Consider the following 16,662-nt stretch of genomic DNA (forward strand, 5'->3'; position numbering starts at 1 on the left):
CGTCTCGAACCTCCTCCTGCAAGATTTGCGAATCCACTAGAAGAACACCCGAGACAGTGGAAAAATGCCTCGCAGGGCATCTATCAGCGGGAGAAATCGCTATGGCTTGCAGGACGATTGAGGTCAAAATCATAAAGAGTGCACTGCTTGTGGGACTGGTCTCGCTCACCGGGTGCGGCTCCTGGTGGCACGGCGACCATCAGTCCGTCACCATTTTCACGACGCCGCTGGATGCAGAGGTTGTCGTCGATGACCGCGTCCACTTGCTCGCACCAGGAACCGTCTCTTTGAGCCGAAAAGGCGACCATCAGGCCATCATCACCAAAGAGGGGTACGAGCCGAAGACCATGGCCCTCACGAGAACCTGGTCGTGGTGGGTTCTTGGCGATATCTTCGGCTGCGTCATCATCTTCTCACCTTCGTGCATTTCAACCGACAAAGACAACGGCGGGTATTACATCTTCGCCGACAAGGTTTACGTCACGTTGGAGCCGAAATCGGCCGCGGCACTCCCTTCTAATCAATGAGACGGCACTGAGCCATCGGGACGTTACTCGCTCGTAAAACCTTAGTCAGCCAGAGATTCAGCCTCTCGCTCTCGTAGCAATCACATTGAGCCATCTTCCCTTGCGTTCTTGATTGTTCACGACTCGCATCGATAGCACCGTCCATCCTGCTCGACAGAGTGTCCTTGCGAGTTCGTCTTTTCTCCAGCGCGCAAAATACCGGCCCGGCATCCAACCTGTCCGTTTGACGCGGCTGAGGCGTCCATATGTCAGCGTCGCGGCAAAGAAACCCTCTGGTCTCACAAGACGGTGAAGCGTAACCAACACATCCGTCATGCTTCTCTTCGGTAGGTGAATCAATGAGGCCGCCGCCCAAATTCCGTCAATGCTGTCGGCTCGAATGGGAAGCGCTCTGATGTCCGCGAGGACAAGCGGCACGAACGGGGATTGCCTTGTCGCAAACTGCAACAAGGGCATGGTTCGATCCAGACCGATGACTCGGTGCCCTTGCTTCGTGAGATACCGGGCGTCTTGACCAGCACCGCAACCCAGGTCGAGGAGCACACCTTGTCTAGGAAGGAATGTTAACCACTCAGTCAACAGGGGTGGCCGCTTGTATCTCCTCTTTCCCCAATGTTTCAGGAAACGCTCGGCATCCTTCTCATAAGTCTGAAGGGTCTGCGAGATTTCAGAACTTGTGGTATGGTGCTGCGGCCGACGGACAGACATTCCGATGGAGAAACGAATGATTCACTCGTGGCGATACTGGTCGGTTCTGATCATCAACCTGGCCGTTCTACCTTCGATTTCTTCTGCCGCCGATCCACCCTGCGACAAGTACCCGCCGGCCAAACAGCCACGCTGTGCCGAAATCTGGAAAGAGCTCAACAAAGAAGACGGACCGATCATCGCGCAGTTCGGACTCGATCAGCAAAAGCGGCGCGACGAAGGAAAGATCACCGCCCAGCAACATCTCGCCGAGAACATGATCTTCATCAAACAATCCACTGAAAAGCGGCTTGAGCGACTCAAGGAACGCCTCGCCAAAGAATAGCGCAGCGATTGAAAATGCCGCTTGCGTTGTTCTCGTATCACTTAGAGGGCTTACCGTACAGCCCAACGTACAATTCGCCGCTTCGTTCGCTGCGGCCTAGGAGGACGACCTTTTTCAATCGCTGCGCATCTTGCAACAACCTGAGACATTACAGCTCCGTTTCTTTTTCTTTTTCCGGAACCTTCCCGGCTGATTCGAGCAGATCACGCCCGACGAGAATCGGCGCATTGAAATGTATCGCCAGGGCGATTGAGTCGGATGACCGGCTGTCGAACACTTTGACCTGATCGTTGAGCGAGACAGTGAGTGCTCCAAAGTACACACCGCCTCGCAACGTGATGACCGTCTGGGTCACCTTCCCACCATAGGCCTCCAGGATCGCGCGCATCAGATCGTGCGACATCGGACGAGGCAATTGTTCCCCATTCAACACACCTTGAATCGAGAGAGCCACCGTCACATCAACGAAAATTGGAATGGTGCGGCCTTCGGCCTGCAGCAACACGACCGGACCGTGATCCGAGACACGAACCTTGACCTCGGTAATCGTGATTGGATCAGGACGAGCGGTTGGTGGCTCATCCGTCAGGGCAAGCGCATGAACCGGCACGAGACAGAGCAGCGTAACAAGTACCAGCAGCCTGTATGGAGCCATGGTCCCTCCCCGTCCTGTCATGCACGGACAAACTGATTCGTCTCCTTTTCGACGCCGATTTCAGTTTCCGGCCCGTGTCCGGTCACCACGGTTGTGGCTTCGTCGAGCGTATAGAGTCGCTCGCGAATCGATTCCTCGATGGCCTCAAAGTTGCCGCCCCATAAATCGGTCCGGCCGATACTTCCCCGAAAGAGCGTATCGCCGGCCAGCACGAGTTGTTCATTCGGCACATGAAAACTCATCGACCCGGGCGTATGGCCCGGCGTGTGAATCGCCACGATCGGGATCTGACCCAGCATGACCTGTTCCTCATCTTGAAGCCAATGGTCCGGAGGCAGCGCCGGGACATAAGAAACCCCGAACACGCGACATTGCAATTCCAGATTTTTCCACAGATCGAGATCACCCTGGTGCAGGCAAATCGTCGCGCCGGTCGCCTTCTTGATTTCGCTGGACGCTAAAAAGTGGTCGAGATGGGCGTGCGTATGGAGGATGTGACTGACGGTGAAACCCAGTTTCTGCACCTCATGGAGAATTCGCTCCGGCGCCCCACCGGGATCGATGACAACGGCTTGCTTCGTGATCGGATCGCCGATGATCGAACAGTTACAGCCAAGCGGAGGGACGGAGAAGGTTTTCCGAAGCAGTGAAGGCATCACTGAGGCATGCTACAGCTGGACGGCACTGCGGTGCAAGCTAGTGACATTCATGATGCTGCCGCAGTTCTCATCGTAAAGAACATACCGCTGAGGAGGCGGAAGGATCAAACACTCGAATCCCACGTGGACAAGTCGGGCTAAAGCGTGGATAATCCCCGCACTTTATTCGGAGGACACTCGCGTGAAAGACGACATGTCTGTGCCCCAGTGGTCATTGCGGATCGGATCCATATTGGTCTTGGCCATCTCGGGATGCGCCCCGGACGACAGTCCCTTTCGCGCCGAGAACGACGCCCTCAAGAAGCAAATCACCAAACAAGAATCCCTTCTCGGCTCACTGCAGGACGGGAATAAGGTGATGCAACAGCAAATCGACCTGCTCAATCAGGAACTCCGTGACGCGCGGCACACGACCGAGAGCGCCAAGACCGAGACCAAACAGCTCACCGAGCAACTGGAACTGCAACTGGCGCAAACCAAACGCATGAGCGCGGAAGTCCAACGCACCACGGCGGCCCAAGCCGCTCAATCGCTCAATATCGATGAGAAGGGGGCACAAGTCGATACCTTACCTCGACCCATGACGACCGTTGCAAAGGCTATTGAGGAGACACTCACGCGGAACGGCTATCAACTCAAGCTGAGCGCCAAGACCGATCAACGGACGGCCTATGTTACGGCACGCAAGGTGTCGACCCCGACTTCACTCGAAGTGGCCGGCTTTCGGAATCAATATGTCATCTCCCTCCAGGCTCTTCCCGCCAATGTCACCAAACTCAGCGTGAAAGCGGAATTTGAAAAACTCGCGCAGGGCGGGCGTATCTTGACTGTCAGTGCTGAGGAAACCAGTGAAATCGAGCGCCGTCTGATCGGGGAAATCAACAAGGCGCTCGAAGCGCCAAGCAAAACATAGGGTTCCGTCTTCTAGGTTGATACCCCGCAAGAGCTCCACTTCAACGATGGGTTCATCAGGCAAGATCTACTTGTACCTTCGTCCGCCCAACATCCGGTGACATTCACCGGTTTTCTTGGCCCGGCCGATACCTCGTGCTAGCATTTCCACGCCATGGCCTTGTCGACCAGCGTGCACGATCTCCGCACCCTGATCCGTTCCTCCCACCCTCTTGTCGTCATCGAAACGGTGGAAGAAGAACGGGTACTGGCTTTGCTCCAATCGGTCACGGCACAAGAGCGCATGCCGCTCTTTGAGTGGTCCGTCACGAGAGGGCTCACCCGCGCCGACGAAGCCCCGACCCTCAGCAAGTTGACCGCCACTCCATTGGCGGTTCTTCAACATCTTCATGGCCTCACCGTGGAGGCGGTATTCTGGCTCAAGGATCTCGCGCCGCACCTTCAAGACCCAGCCGTATGCCGTCAGCTTCGAGAGGTTGCAGCAGCGTACAGCCGATCTCGTGCGACCTGTGTGCTCACCGGCCAACCCATCGCGCTGCCGTTGGACCTTGAAAAACTTGCCGTGCGGCTCGATCTGAAGTTGCCGGATCGAGCAGAACTCCAGTCCATGTTGCGCGGTCTCCTCCAATCGCTCGGCCCTCGAACCACACCTCGCGCCCGTTCGACGACCCTTGCGCAAAGCATCCTTAGTTCAATCAGCGAGGCCAGGGCGGCAGACAAGGGACCCACCACCCAGGAGTCTGACGCAATTCTCCGTGCCCTACAGGGCTTGACCCTCCATCAAGCGCGCCAAGTCATCGCTCAATGCATCGTCGAGCGCGGCACCCTCTCTGCCGAAGATGTACAGACCATCCTCAAGCGTAAGGTTCAGGCAATCAAGGATGGCGGCTTGTTGGAATATTATCCTTTGGAGGACAATCGGTTTGAGTTGGGGGGATTCACCAGTCTGAAGTCCTGGCTGGAACGCGCCCAAGTCGGATTTACCGCCGAAGCCAAATCGCTCAACCTCACACCCCCTCGCGGCATTATGCTGGTCGGTGTGCCGGGCTGCGGCAAGTCGCTTGCCGCGAAGGCGATCGCACGCGAGTGGAAGCTTCCGCTCCTGAAACTCGATGCAGGTCGGTTGTTCGACAAGTTCGTCGGCGAATCGGAAAAGAATTTCCGTAAGGCGATTGAGATGGCGGAGTCCTTGTCCCCGATCGTCCTGTGGATCGATGAAATCGAGAAAGCCATGGTGGCCGGCGGAGGAAGCGGCGAAGCCGACGCGGGCTTGAGCCGCCGACTCTTCGGCGCCTTCCTCACCTGGCTGCAGGAAAAGAAGCAGGACGTGTTTGTCGTCGCCACGGCCAATGATCTGTCCTCGCTGCCACCCGAACTCCTTCGCAAGGGCCGGTTCGATGAAATCTTTTTCGTCGACCTGCCGGACGACGCCGAACGCGAAGCCATCTGGAAAATTCACCTCGGGCTGCGCAGGCAAGACAGCAAGAAGTTCGACCTCGGCAAGATTGTCAGTGCCAGCGACGGCTTTAGCGGCTCGGAAATCGAACAAGCAGTGGTGGCGGCTCTCTATCGGGCTCTCCATCAGAAAACGCCGCTCACAACCGACCTACTGGTCGAAGAATTGACCCACACCATCCCGCTCTCCGTCACCAGGCGCGAAGACATCGATGCGCTTCGACAGACGGCCAAAGACCGATTCGTGAACGTGCGGTAACCGCAAATGCGATTCCTGTTCATCATGGCCACAATCGCGATTGCCACCCTCGTGGGCTGCACCAGGCCGGCCCAGAAGCCGGACCGGAACGCCTTTGAACCACCGACACCGGCGGATAGCACTGCGCCGCCGGAATCCTCTATATCGGTCCAGCGCACAGCACCAGCCATGCCGGCCCCGGAGCATCCCCCCTTGCTCCTGAGGACATCGCTTCCCAGCCGATCCGCCATCGTTCAGTCCGCTGCAAGACTGGTCGGCGCACGAACGATCACAAGCCAAGGCAGGCGCATCGCTTACGACTGCGCCGGAGTAGCGCGCGCGATCTTCCTGGAACATGGCATCGATCTATATCGTGGACCTATCGATGATCAGAAAGGGAATGGCGTCCGGCTTATCTACAATCATGTGCGTCAACATGGTGTTGTGCATCAAGGGTCGGATGTCCACCCGGGCGACCTCGTATTTTTCGATAACACATGGGATTTCAATGGCGACGGTAAGCTGAACGATCCGCTCACCCATGTAGGCGTCGTCGAGCACTCGGACCGCGACGGCACCGTGGTCTTCATCAGTCGAGTCGCCGACGCGATCGCGCGCTACCGAATGAATCTGAGTCAACCTCACATTCACAAGACCGCTGACGGCCACGTATTGAACGACTATATACGGCGGAAGCACCCGACCGACCCCGACAATGCGGCTCGATTGACCGGTGAGCTCTTCTCCTTCTACGGAAGCCTCTTAGATCCTCAGCGAAGCACCTCCTTGGCCGACACCTTCACTGGGAATCAGAGCAGGCAGCGGGCTTCCGTCTCGGCGGTACCCGAACGATGACGCCAATCGCCGGACCGTCTTATGACAATCCAACTCCACGGAAAAGGCCAGGATTTGCCAGCCGAAGAGAAACAGCACGATGATCTGGCTCACCACTACAGAACAAGCGCATGGTATCCGATAAGGGACATATCAAGGCGTCAATCATATGAGGACCGGCACTGAGTCCCAATTCTTCCATTGACCTGGTAAGATTATTCTATGGCTACCTCATCTAAACAAACACATGTCCGAGAAACTAACCCGCTCCGTCGAACTCTCACGGATGTTCGGCATGGTCTGCTGGGCCTGCATAAGGCTTTGATCGTAGCGGAGCAGCTGACCTATGAGCGGATCTATGGGCGCGTGGACTCCACGGGCCAACTCCTACAACTGGTGATGAACGATCCGTGGTTTACTTGGCTGCATCCGCTTTCCAACATGGTCGTTCGCATCGACGAGTTGCTGGATGGAGGCGAGCGGCTGACGGTCGACGATGTCGCCATGCTGTTGACCGAGGTGCGCGCGTTGATTCGCCCCTCGGAAATGGGCGATGGGTACGAGCGGAGTTACTATGAAGCGTTGCAGCGCGCCCCCGACGTCGTCCTCGCTCACTGCGAGATGAAGAAGTTGCTGACACTGCCATCGCTGTAGAACCCATCACCACTCCAAGCCGTGAAAAATGAGGGCGGCCGGCTGATAAGGGGCGTCCTGTTACCCTGAGCAGGTCGCCTTTCTTGTTGTCGCTTTCACCCTGCCGGCACTGAGCCACCTTGTTCCCCACCTCACAATTCTCTGATAAAGCTATTGAGCAAGATTGCTACAATCTGGCAAAGATGCCTCATCCATGCGATCGACTTTTCAGAGAGATACATAGGTTTGCCCTTTGCCTGATAAGGAGCATGAGCACAGCTCACTCGATAAGAAAGAAGATGACGTTCATCACACCCCGACCGATGCTTGCTCTAGCGCTTGTTCTTCTTCTCTCCCCTCATTCGGCTTTCGCCGAAGTTCGTTCTGTCGACGTCCTCGTCACGGTCATAAAAGACAGAGTCGTCGCCCTGCCGGGAGGAGGAAGTCCTGTTGAGGAAGCATTAGGAGTCAATGAAACTGTCGTCGCAACGGCGGCACGAGGGCCAGCCGGTTTTGCGCAGACGTCCCGCAGACTCTTGGGATTTTCTTCTGGTTTACGCCGATGGACTGAGGTGCAGTTGGGTGTCGAGGAGCAGGTCGAGCGGCATCATGTGCTACCGCGTCTGCTTTTCGTTCAGACCAACCGGCGAGTTCATGGGTTTCAAGAAAGCCGAGGTCATTGGTTCAGCGAGGCGCTGGGACCGAACGAACTCGTGAAGCAAGTCCAGGGTCGAGGCCATGTGGTCATCGCGATTACCTCCGAGCGAGCGCTGGCATTTTCCGCTTTCACGGGAGGATTCTTCACCGTGCGTTGGACGGCGAATGAACAGGTGCAAGCGGTGGATCAGACAAATGACGCCGCGATGGTTCGCACCTCAGCCCGGCACCTGACATTTCGTTCCCAAACAGGCGGATGGGCGGAGATGAGGTAAAGACCCGTCTACTTCCTCGGTCATGACGAATGTTCCCCACATCACAAGCGGTCTTCATCAAGTTCGATGACATCAGCCCAGGTGGTCACAAGTGGGAGTGTCTCAACCCGCACACCACGCTTGGTCGCAATATCTCTCAATCGGCCTTCAAGTCGCAGACGGGCTGCCTCATCCTTCGGGCAGGAGGCCAGCAGTCCTTGGGACCATTGCGCAACCTCCTGATCGGAGACCTTGCGGCCGTTGGCCTTTACCCAGGTGAGCAAGTCTTCATCCGTCCCACCGGCTAAAACCTGCTGCTCAAATACCTTCGCATCGATGCCCAGAAAATCGGTCAAATATTTATCGAACCCAACCGTGATGTAGTTGTAATCCTGAATATGCCCGCCGTTGCGTAGACGAATCTTGTCGATAAATCGCCCCAAGTGGGCGATGCCGCCAAGAAGAGCTTTCGGGCTGCGGGGATACATTTCATGGGGCATCGATTAGTTCTCCGATTTGAATGATTGCAGCACGATACAAATATAAAACCCGTAAAGTCTAGTCAGATTGCCCCTCCCCTTGACACTTCCTGTGTCTTGCCGAAGTCCATTGACGTGATAATCGTAACGGCATACCTTACCGGAGTCTCAATCTTCCGATACACCTTGCGGGAAAGTTCGTGAGAACCATATGAATCCAGCTGACCTACAAAAACTCCCGTTGTTCGCGGGCCTTACCCCAGAAGAGACTAGCTGTCTCGAACAAGGCGAGGAGCTACAGGTGCCGGCCGGTGAGATCATCGCCAGAGAGGGGGATTCCGCGACCGCGTTTTACGTGATTCTCGAAGGAGAGATTCGCGTCAGCAAGACCTACAGCGGTCAAGAAGTGGTGATGGCGGTCCATACGGCCGGAAAGTTTTTCGGTGAAGTGTCATTGCTGTTGGACATCCCGTACTTCGTCGATGCCCAGACGCGAATTCCCTGCCGGCTCTTGCGATATTCAAAAGAACAGTTCTGGTTATTGATGCGCCTGTGCCCATCGGTAGCGAAGGAAATCTTGCGGACCATGGCGGCGCGGCTTCGAGGGCTGGAGGGGTTTTCCCAACAACGGGAAAAGCTCGTCTCGCTTGGGACCATGGCGGCCGGCCTCGCCCATGAACTCAACAATCCGGCTGCGGCGGCACGTCGCGCCGCTGCCGACCTGCTCAGCGTCGCAGGCGGCTTTCCAGCCCTCGCCTGCCGCCTGAATCAGCGGCAGCTCTCAACGGGACAGTCCGAGGCGGTCGCGCAGATTCAGCGCGACATCGCCACACGTCCTCAACCCACAACGCCGTTGGATCCCCTGACCCGGAACGATCGAGAGGAGGAGGTGCTGACGTGGCTTGAACGGCACCACATCGCCGACGCATGGAAACTGGCCAGTATCTTGGTCGGTACGGGACTGGATCGAGCGTGGCTCGAAGGGATCAGCAAGCAGTTTCCCGAGGAGGCGATGGGCGATGTGCTGAGATGGATGACGGGAACCCTGTCGCTACAGGAGTTGACTCAACAGGTCGAACGTAGCACCAGCCGCATCGCGGAATTGGTGAACGCGGTGAAGGCTTATTCGTACGAAGGCCGCGCCCCGCTGCAGGAGATCGACATCCACGAAGGGCTCGAGAGCACGCTGACTATGCTGTCCCATAAGCTGAAAGGCGTCACACTGGAACGGGAGTACGATCGTTCGCTTCCCCCGATTCCCGCGTATGGAAACGAGCTGAATCAGGTGTGGACGAATCTCATCGATAACGCGACCGATGCGGTGAACGGAAAAGGGAACGTGAGAATCCGCACGCGTCGCGAGGATCATCAAGTGCTTGTGGAGATCCACGACAACGGATCGGGCATCCCCGAAGATGTTCGGCCTCACCTCTTTGAACCGTTCTTCACGACGAAAGGCGTCGGGAAGGGGACCGGCCTCGGACTGATCATCAGCTATCGCATCGTGGCGGACCGCCATGGCGGAGAGATCGAATTTGAATCGAAGCCGGGACACACGGTATTCCTCGTCCGCTTGCCGATGACGCGCAAACCGCCGGCGGCCGGCCCCGGACAGAGCGATCCGTCCAGGGAAAAGGCCTGAGCATGAAACCGTTTCTTGTCACGGTAGATGACGATCCCGAAGTTTCACGTGCGGTCGAGCGCGACCTCCGCCGCAACTATGGTGAACAGTACCGAGTCCTCCGTGCTGAATCGGGAGCCGACGCGCTCGCCTCACTGAAACAGCTCAAACTCCGAAATGAGGCGGTTGCCTTGTTTTTGGTGGATCAGCGGATGCCTCAGATGACGGGAGTTGAATTTCTCGCACAGGCCATCCCGCTCTACCCCAACGCGAAGCGAGCCTTACTGACCGCCTATGCCGATACAGATGCGGCCATTCGAGCGATTAATGACGCGCAAGTCGATTACTATTTGCTGAAGCCATGGCACCCTCCGGAGGAACGCTTGTATCCGGTCATCGACGACCTCTTGGACGACTGGCATGCCTCGTTCAAGGCCCCGTTCCAAGGAATCCGGGTGTTGGGCCACCGCTGGTCGCCTCACACGCATCAGATCAAGGAATTCCTGGCGAGAAATCAGGTTCCCTATCAGTGGCTGGATGTCGAGAAGGAGACCGAAGCGGAGTCTCTGCTTCAGTCCGTCCATGCCGGCCACGATCAACTCCCGGTGGTCGTGTTCCCCGACGGATCGTTCCTGATTCATCCGACCACGCTCCAGGTGGCGGAGAAAGTCGGCTTTCGGATGAAAGCCGAACAACCCCTCTATGACCTCATCGTCATTGGAGCCGGACCAGCCGGATTAGCCGCCGCCGTCTATGGCGGATCCGAAGGGCTCAAGACGGTACTGATCGAACGTGAAGCACCGGGTGGGCAGGCCGGCATGAGCTCTCGGATTGAGAATTACCTGGGCTTCCCAGCCGGTCTCAGCGGCCAGGATCTCGCGCGACGCGCCTTGACGCAAGCGCAACGCTTCGGCGTCGAATTGCTGAATCCGCAGGAAGCCGTCAGTGTGCGTGTGGCCGGCCCAGCGCGGATCGTCGCGCTTGCCGATGGCAGCGAGCTCAACGGAAAAACCGTCCTCATTACAACCGGTGTTTCCTATCGCACGCTGAACGTACCGGGAATGGCTCAGCTGACCGGTGCGGGGATCTATTATGGTGCCGGGATGACGGAAGCGTTTTCGTCAAAGGGGGAGGATGTCTATATCATCGGCGGCGCGAATTCAGCCGGCCAGGCGGCCGTATACTTTGCGCGCCATGCCCGTCAGGTAACGATGCTGGTCCGTGGCGACTCACTGACCGCCACAATGTCCTATTACCTGATCGAGCGCCTCAAGGAAACGCCGAACATCGTCGTCGAAACCAGCGTGGAGGTGACCGAGGTCCAAGGCACGTCCCGGCTCGAGTCGCTGGTTCTCCAACATGCCAAGACCAAAGACTGCCGCACGGTGCCGGCACAGTCCCTGTTCATTCTCATCGGCGCCCAACCGCATACCGACTGGCTAGGAGAAAGCGTCCTCCGCGATGAACACGGGTTTATCTTATCCGGTCCGGATTTAGTGCGGGACGGCTGTTTGCCCCCGACCTGGCCGCTCGAGCGAGCGCCGTACTTATTCGAAACCAGTGTGCCGGGAATCTTCGTGGCAGGCGATGCGCGACATGGCTCGATCAAGCGGGTCGCATCCGGGGTCGGTGAAGGCACTATCGCAGAAAAGATGATCGAGCGCTATCTGGATGAAGTTTAGGAGGGGGCGCCATGGCCAAGGACCCTGTTCATGCGCCGGCATTCGTCATCACGGAACATGATCACTCGGAGGGGGATGGTGCGGCTCGAATCACGCTCGTGGAATATGGCGACTTCGAATGCCCATATAGTCGAGAAGCGGTCAAGACCGTTCAGATTCTACAGCGCGACTTCGGCCATGACTTCCGATTCGTGTTCCGGCATTTTCCGCTGGCGCACAAGCATCCTCATGCCGTACAGGCCGCCGAGGCCGCGGAAGCAGCCGCCGCACAAGGGAAGTTTTGGCCAATGTATGCCATGTTGTTTGCCCACCAATGGGAACTTGAATATCGTGATCTCATGGACTATGCGGGCCAGCTCGAACTCGATAGAGTTCTATTCGGCGAGGGCCTAAAGCAACATCGCTATCTCGATCGCGTCCGCGCGGACGCGGCCTCGGGTCATCAGTACGGAGTGACGGGAACGCCGACGTTTTTTGTCAATGGCCATCGGCAGGATGGAGCGGACGACGTGCATGCGTTGTCGGTCGCCATCCGCAAAACGCTCGGCGCATCAGCCTAACGCCATGCAGCAGGCGCTCGAATTTCTGCTTTCTCACATCGAGATCGTGGTGTTCCTGACCGTCCTTGCCGAGCAGATCGGCCTTCCAATCCCCGCCGTCCCGGTCTTGCTCGCCGCCGGAGCCGTCGCAGCGGAAGGGGAAGCACATCTCGCCGTGCTGACCGGCCTCTCCGTTGCCGCATGCCTGCTGGGTGATATGGTCTGGTTCGAACTCGGCCTCCATCGCGGACGGCAGACCCTCAGCCTGTTGTGCCGGATTGCGCTTGAGCCCGACGCCTGCGTCAGACGCACAGAGAATCTTTTTGTCAGGCATGGGATCCGTGCGCTGATCCTGGCCAAGTTCATCCCGGGGTTGAGCACGCTGGCGCCCGCGTTGGCAGGCCTCTTCAAAGTCTCGATAGGGCGGTTCTTGCTCTTTAACGGCGCCGGATCGCTGCTCTGGAGCTTTCTGTTTCTTTTTCTCGGCTATATCTTAAGCGAACAGATCAGCTATCTAGCCGAACAGGTCATGCGGCTCGGGAAAACGGCTGGAATTCTGCTTGCTGTCATCCTTGGCGGATACGTGCTCTATAAGTATCTCCACCGGCAAAAACTGCTGCGGGACCTGCGAGTGGCTCGCATCAGCCCATCGGAGCTCAAGCAACTCATGGACGATGGTCATTCGTTGTCCATCGTGGATTTGCGGGGCATCGAGGACCATGTGGCCGATCCCTATACCATCCCGGGCGCCTTGCGAATCTCCGCCGAAGAGCTCGAGCAACGCCATGACGACATCCCACGGGACCGGGACGTCATTTTGTTCTGCGCCTGTCCAAACGAAGCGACGTCCGCGAGGATGGCATTGATGCTGAGACGAAAAGGGGTGACCCGTGTCCGGCCGCTCGTGGGCGGCATCGACGCCTGGCGTGAGTTGGCCTATCCGCTTGAGATAGACGATTCCAAAGTCGGTGTTGTGGTGACTACGGAAATACGAACCTGATCAGATTGCTCCCTCAGTGATTTTGTCTCATCGCTGTAACGTCCACGTTCCGTCACTCGCGATGCTCTTCCTTATCGGACTCTCACCGCACTTCTCCTGGATCACGAGTTCATCGATAACCTCAATGCGCGTTCACCTTTTGTCATGCCCCTGTAACATCGGCGTAATTCGAGTTTAACGCCATAGTGTCATAGTGACGCCTGAACAAGGAGGTCACACCATGATGTTGTCAGAAGATAATGGGCGGCCTATTTATCCGGCCGATCTTCCTGTGACACAGGCCCTTCGCGCGACACATCGCTCCCCGAGCTGGAAGTTGTTTGACGGGTGGCGCCCACGGCGTAAGAACCGGCAGGCCGGCCTGCTCGGCAGCGGGACGAGGAGAGGACAAGCGTTGTTAAAGAGGCTGGCGCAACGAGAGGGCACTAATCTGGCGAGAAATCACTAGCCGAGGCGTTCGGCTCTCGGCCTTGCAATGGGTTCCATTGACGCAGTGTGTGCTCCAATGAGGCAACGGATGAATAAAAGCCGTTGCCTCACTTGGAAAACACAGGGTAACGGCCTCTCCCGCTTCACCTACCGGCAGTCTCGTGACAAGCTGCCAAATGAGATGAAGCTGAGTTAGGCAATCGGTCTTGGTTCTTCCCTTCCGGAATGTATTTGTGCCGCCGTCCGAGTGAGCAGTGCCTTCTGCAGTGCCTCGATATCGGCCTTTGCTCCCAGCGCCAGCTCTTCAACCTTTCGTTCACTTTCCGGACCCGGCACATGGGAAAACTCATGGCTGTCTTCATAAGCCTGTTCCGTCGTGCCGGTCGCTCTGATCAGTGCACCGGTAATGAACCCTCCGATCAATGCGATCATCAGAGTAAGAGCGATTCCGGTCAGTTGTACACCGGCGACGCCGGGAACAACGAAGATCGCCGTGAGTCCACCCAGAAGCCCGGGCATCCCGTGTAGATTGTGCACGCCGCAGGTATCCACAAGCTTGATCTTAGATTCCAGCATGGGCTGAATGAACACGTAGCCGATGACCGACAGGGTACCTGCGCAGACACCGATGGTGAACGCGCCTCCGGCCCCGACGAGATTGCAGGTCGAGCCGATGGACACCCCACCGGCCAGTGCCGCATTGGCCATATCCACCATCGAAGTTTTTCCTTTATGGAAATAGGTGCTCAGAAAATACGTGGCGAGCGTCGCGCCGCTCAGGGCCAGGATCGTATTCACGATGGTTTGCGGCATTTGCTCGAACGGCACGATCGCCGTCGCAAAACTCGGCCAGAATAACCACAGCACCATTGACCCAAGCATGCCAAAACGATCAGACGTGGGATCGGACTCGATCGGCTGGCTCCGCTGTTGGGCGGTCGTAATGACCAGAGAGGCAGCTAACCCGAAATATGCGCCGAATGCATGAATGACGATCGATCCCGCGGAATCTTGAAACCCCTTCGTAAGCCCCGAGCCATTGTCCAACACCAGGTATTCGTTCAGCGCATAAATGGGCACCAGGAGCAGCGCGAGTATCGCATACTGAAACACGCGTAGCCTTCCAAGCACGGCCCCCATCGCGATCAGGGCGGTCGCCACGGAAAATTCGGCCAGCATCAGCGTTTCCACCGAATGCGCCTTCAACCCATGCCCGACCAGACCGTTGGCCCGTAGAAACATATACAGCGGCAATCCGGTCGCCACGACCAGATAGGTGCCCGTTGTTGCCCCGAATCCATACCTCCGGACGAACACCATGAGAAATCCGAATCCGACCACCAACATGGCCAGGATGTGGATCGAGTAATTGTACTGTGCGACCAGACGCGCTTCATTGATTCCGCCCGCGGGCTCTTCGGCGCTGACCCAGCCGGTGAGACACAAGAGAAACAGGCTTGCTGCGCTCAGCACCTTCAAACAGAAGCTGTTCTGCATTGAGTCCTCCTTGGACAATAGGAGTAATGGGGGCTATTGGGGTCGCAGTGTACCCCACTTGCAAGCGCCCTTGTCAAACCCCACCAAAGGTTTGTTCTAGGGGCTCCATCATCCGAGCAACGGTATCAATCAGTGAGGAGAGGGCTTTGCGGATGGGGATCTGGAAGAAACTCCTGCAGTTGATTGACTATACCATTAGAAGCGGAAGAACTCTCTCGACACGTCCTGATCGTTATCCACGCCGGCCCATAAGCAATTGATTTGCTTGGGCCGGCTTGTCTCGTTCCTCACCGTTTCTTTCTCGCTGCCAGGTGTCCGGATCGCACCTGACATGCCAAGACATCGCAGATCACCCGCGTGGCCATGAGACTCGTGATCTCAGCAGCGTCGTAGGGCGGTGAACATTCCACGATCTCCATCCCTGCCAGCGGCTTCGCGTCCGCGATAATTTGGAGGAACTTCAAGACTTCGCGAGGTAAAAATCCCCCCGGCTCCGGCCAGCCTGTTCCGGGGACAAAGGCCGCATCCAAGCAATCCACGTCGAAACTGAGCCAGACGGCATCGACCCCATCCCATGCCACCTCCAGCGCCTGTTTGGCGGCGTTCTCGATTCCCATCTCCACGCAATCCGTGACGGTCATAATGCTCGTTTGGCGATCACGGCCGCTCTTCACGCCCGGCCTCGGCGACTGCCAGCCACCGATCCCGATTTGCACCAGATTCTTGGCGGGAACGTTGGGGATATTCGTCGCGTGAAACCAAGGCGTCGTGTGCATGCGCTCATCGAGATCGGTATCCTGCGTGTCCACATGCCGGTCGAAATGGATGATGCCGAGCTTCTTACCGTTCAGATGCTGAGCCACTCCCCTCACCGTCGCGAAGCCCAACGAATGGTCTCCTCCCAACACCACGGGAAACGCGCCGCTGGAATAGACATGGCCGACCCCTTTGCTGACTTGGTCGAATGTCTTTTCGATGTTGGCGGGGATGGTAAAGACGTCGCCGAGATCGCACATAGACATCGATTCTCGCAGATCCACGCCGAGTTCGAAGCTATAGGTCCCGTACAACGCCGAGATCTTGCGAATACCCTGAGGTCCGAACCGGGTGCCGGAGCGGTAGGTCGTGCCGCCGTCGAACGGCGCACCGAGAATGGCGACGTCGTACTCGCCGCACTTCCGAACGTCTTCCACATAGGGCGACTTCACGAACGTGTTGATTCCGGCGAAATGCGGAAGCTCGCCACGGCTGAACGTGGGAATCCGGCGATCGACGATCGAATCAGCAGCGGGAAGACCCAATTGAAGGCCGCGCGCTATTTCCTCTTCGTGTTTGGTGGTCGGAAGCAGTGCTTCCGCCTCGACGGCATACTTTGCCTCAGGACCATATCGATCATGAAGGGGAACTTCGCCGCGATACTTTCGCTCCTTCGCCATGAAGATACCTCCTTGCTGAGATGTTTCACACAAACAGAATGGACAGAATACCCATTTACATGGTGGAAATCAGCAACGAATTGCGCGTGCCCAACGTGAGGACCATTCATCGCTTGACGGAG

The 16,662-nt window shown here is 57.3% G+C and carries 18 protein-coding genes; 12 read left to right on the plus strand and 6 right to left on the minus strand.

Translation table 11 applies throughout. The annotated features are described in order from the left end of the window. The first annotated feature begins 101 nt into the window (after positions 1-101). A complete protein-coding gene (locus H8K03_05445) occupies positions 102-527 on the plus strand; it encodes a PEGA domain-containing protein (protein UVT21356.1) in 426 nt (141 codons plus the stop codon). Positions 528-584: 57 nt separating this feature from the next. Here H8K03_05445 and H8K03_05450 read toward each other — a convergent pair whose 3' ends face one another. Then, positions 585-1,070, minus strand: coding sequence for a class I SAM-dependent methyltransferase (locus H8K03_05450; protein ID UVT21357.1), 486 nt, complete (start codon positions 1,068-1,070; stop codon positions 585-587). 181 nt (positions 1,071-1,251) lie between these two features. Here H8K03_05450 and H8K03_05455 point away from each other — a divergent pair, with 181 nt between their 5' ends. Then, positions 1,252-1,560: a hypothetical protein gene (locus tag H8K03_05455; GenBank protein ID UVT21358.1), complete on the plus strand. Its 309-nt coding sequence runs from the start codon at positions 1,252-1,254 to the stop codon at positions 1,558-1,560. Positions 1,561-1,708: 148 nt separating this feature from the next. Here the strand turns inward: H8K03_05455 and H8K03_05460 are convergent, their stop codons facing one another. Together H8K03_05460 and H8K03_05465 are read right to left on the minus strand one after the other, a co-directional pair. Next, positions 1,709-2,215 carry a bifunctional nuclease family protein gene (locus H8K03_05460; protein ID UVT21359.1) on the minus strand — a complete coding sequence of 169 codons (507 nt, stop codon included), beginning with the start codon at positions 2,213-2,215 and terminating at the stop codon, positions 1,709-1,711. A 17-nt stretch (positions 2,216-2,232) separates the two neighbouring features. Next, positions 2,233-2,871: an MBL fold metallo-hydrolase gene (locus H8K03_05465; GenBank protein UVT21360.1), complete on the minus strand. Its 639-nt coding sequence runs from the start codon at positions 2,869-2,871 to the stop codon at positions 2,233-2,235. A gap of 184 nt (positions 2,872-3,055) precedes the next feature. Between H8K03_05465 and H8K03_05470 the strand changes: the two genes are divergently transcribed. The 5 genes from H8K03_05470 to H8K03_05490 all read left to right on the plus strand — a co-directional run bounded on the left by H8K03_05470 (position 3,056) and on the right by H8K03_05490 (position 7,878). Further along, positions 3,056-3,787 carry a hypothetical protein gene (locus tag H8K03_05470; protein UVT21361.1) on the plus strand — a complete coding sequence of 244 codons (732 nt, stop codon included), beginning with the start codon at positions 3,056-3,058 and terminating at the stop codon, positions 3,785-3,787. A gap of 153 nt (positions 3,788-3,940) precedes the next feature. Next, positions 3,941-5,500: an AAA family ATPase gene (locus H8K03_05475; protein ID UVT21362.1), complete on the plus strand. Its 1,560-nt coding sequence runs from the start codon at positions 3,941-3,943 to the stop codon at positions 5,498-5,500. Positions 5,501-5,524: 24 nt separating this feature from the next. Further along, positions 5,525-6,334 carry a CHAP domain-containing protein gene (locus H8K03_05480; GenBank protein ID UVT21363.1) on the plus strand — a complete coding sequence of 270 codons (810 nt, stop codon included), beginning with the start codon at positions 5,525-5,527 and terminating at the stop codon, positions 6,332-6,334. A gap of 201 nt (positions 6,335-6,535) precedes the next feature. After that, the gene (locus tag H8K03_05485) at positions 6,536-6,967 is read left to right on the plus strand and encodes a hypothetical protein (protein UVT21364.1); all 432 of its coding nucleotides are present in this window, start codon (positions 6,536-6,538) and stop codon (positions 6,965-6,967) included. A gap of 278 nt (positions 6,968-7,245) precedes the next feature. Further along, entirely contained in the window at positions 7,246-7,878 is a 633-nt protein-coding gene (locus H8K03_05490) for a hypothetical protein (protein ID UVT21365.1), read from the plus strand. Between the two features lie 41 nt (positions 7,879-7,919). Here H8K03_05490 and H8K03_05495 read toward each other — a convergent pair whose 3' ends face one another. Then, positions 7,920-8,357: a DUF5069 domain-containing protein gene (locus H8K03_05495; GenBank protein ID UVT21366.1), complete on the minus strand. Its 438-nt coding sequence runs from the start codon at positions 8,355-8,357 to the stop codon at positions 7,920-7,922. Between the two features lie 190 nt (positions 8,358-8,547). Here H8K03_05495 and H8K03_05500 point away from each other — a divergent pair, with 190 nt between their 5' ends. The 5 genes from H8K03_05500 (at position 8,548) to H8K03_05520 (ending at position 13,626) form a co-directional block, all read left to right on the plus strand. After that, a complete protein-coding gene (locus tag H8K03_05500; GenBank protein UVT21367.1) occupies positions 8,548-9,978 on the plus strand; it encodes a cyclic nucleotide-binding domain-containing protein in 1,431 nt (476 codons plus the stop codon). Between the two features lie 2 nt (positions 9,979-9,980). Next, entirely contained in the window at positions 9,981-11,639 is a 1,659-nt protein-coding gene (locus H8K03_05505) for an FAD-dependent oxidoreductase (GenBank protein UVT21368.1), read from the plus strand. 11 nt (positions 11,640-11,650) lie between these two features. Next, positions 11,651-12,199, plus strand: a complete 549-nt coding sequence (locus H8K03_05510) for a DsbA family protein (protein ID UVT21369.1) — start codon at positions 11,651-11,653, stop codon at positions 12,197-12,199. A 4-nt stretch (positions 12,200-12,203) separates the two neighbouring features. Further along, the gene (locus tag H8K03_05515) at positions 12,204-13,178 is read left to right on the plus strand and encodes a VTT domain-containing protein (GenBank protein ID UVT22380.1); all 975 of its coding nucleotides are present in this window, start codon (positions 12,204-12,206) and stop codon (positions 13,176-13,178) included. A 220-nt stretch (positions 13,179-13,398) separates the two neighbouring features. Further along, positions 13,399-13,626, plus strand: a complete 228-nt coding sequence (locus H8K03_05520) for a hypothetical protein (protein ID UVT21370.1) — start codon at positions 13,399-13,401, stop codon at positions 13,624-13,626. 173 nt (positions 13,627-13,799) lie between these two features. On the opposite strand, the gene H8K03_05525 is transcribed toward H8K03_05520, so the two are convergent. Both H8K03_05525 and H8K03_05530 read right to left on the minus strand, forming a co-directional pair. Continuing rightward, a complete protein-coding gene (locus H8K03_05525; GenBank protein ID UVT21371.1) occupies positions 13,800-15,104 on the minus strand; it encodes an ammonium transporter in 1,305 nt (434 codons plus the stop codon). Between the two features lie 287 nt (positions 15,105-15,391). Continuing rightward, positions 15,392-16,540 carry an agmatinase family protein gene (locus tag H8K03_05530; GenBank protein ID UVT21372.1) on the minus strand — a complete coding sequence of 383 codons (1,149 nt, stop codon included), beginning with the start codon at positions 16,538-16,540 and terminating at the stop codon, positions 15,392-15,394. Between the last annotated feature and the right edge of the window lie 122 nt (positions 16,541-16,662).

Source organism: Nitrospira sp., from assembly GCA_024760545.1.
In the GTDB taxonomy this organism is placed as follows: domain Bacteria; phylum Nitrospirota; class Nitrospiria; order Nitrospirales; family Nitrospiraceae; genus Nitrospira_D.

What these genes read in the sequence shown, in the direction of transcription:
- H8K03_05445 (UVT21356.1), top strand. Translation starts at nt 102, where the DNA reads ATGGCTTGCAGGACGATTGAGGTCAAAATCATAAAGAGTGCACTGCTT.
- H8K03_05455 (UVT21358.1), top strand. Translation starts at nt 1,252, where the DNA reads ATGATTCACTCGTGGCGATACTGGTCGGTTCTGATCATCAACCTGGCC.
- H8K03_05460 (UVT21359.1), bottom strand. Translation starts at nt 2,215, where the DNA reads ATGGCTCCATACAGGCTGCTGGTACTTGTTACGCTGCTCTGTCTCGTG.
- H8K03_05465 (UVT21360.1), bottom strand. Translation starts at nt 2,871, where the DNA reads ATGCCTTCACTGCTTCGGAAAACCTTCTCCGTCCCTCCGCTTGGCTGT.
- H8K03_05475 (UVT21362.1), top strand. Translation starts at nt 3,941, where the DNA reads ATGGCCTTGTCGACCAGCGTGCACGATCTCCGCACCCTGATCCGTTCC.
- H8K03_05480 (UVT21363.1), top strand. Translation starts at nt 5,525, where the DNA reads ATGGCCACAATCGCGATTGCCACCCTCGTGGGCTGCACCAGGCCGGCC.
- H8K03_05485 (UVT21364.1), top strand. Translation starts at nt 6,536, where the DNA reads ATGGCTACCTCATCTAAACAAACACATGTCCGAGAAACTAACCCGCTC.
- H8K03_05490 (UVT21365.1), top strand. Translation starts at nt 7,246, where the DNA reads ATGACGTTCATCACACCCCGACCGATGCTTGCTCTAGCGCTTGTTCTT.
- H8K03_05495 (UVT21366.1), bottom strand. Translation starts at nt 8,357, where the DNA reads ATGCCCCATGAAATGTATCCCCGCAGCCCGAAAGCTCTTCTTGGCGGC.
- H8K03_05500 (UVT21367.1), top strand. Translation starts at nt 8,548, where the DNA reads ATGAATCCAGCTGACCTACAAAAACTCCCGTTGTTCGCGGGCCTTACC.
- H8K03_05505 (UVT21368.1), top strand. Translation starts at nt 9,981, where the DNA reads ATGAAACCGTTTCTTGTCACGGTAGATGACGATCCCGAAGTTTCACGT.
- H8K03_05510 (UVT21369.1), top strand. Translation starts at nt 11,651, where the DNA reads ATGGCCAAGGACCCTGTTCATGCGCCGGCATTCGTCATCACGGAACAT.
- H8K03_05515 (UVT22380.1), top strand. Translation starts at nt 12,204, where the DNA reads ATGCAGCAGGCGCTCGAATTTCTGCTTTCTCACATCGAGATCGTGGTG.
- H8K03_05520 (UVT21370.1), top strand. Translation starts at nt 13,399, where the DNA reads ATGATGTTGTCAGAAGATAATGGGCGGCCTATTTATCCGGCCGATCTT.
- H8K03_05525 (UVT21371.1), bottom strand. Translation starts at nt 15,104, where the DNA reads ATGCAGAACAGCTTCTGTTTGAAGGTGCTGAGCGCAGCAAGCCTGTTT.
- H8K03_05530 (UVT21372.1), bottom strand. Translation starts at nt 16,540, where the DNA reads ATGGCGAAGGAGCGAAAGTATCGCGGCGAAGTTCCCCTTCATGATCGA.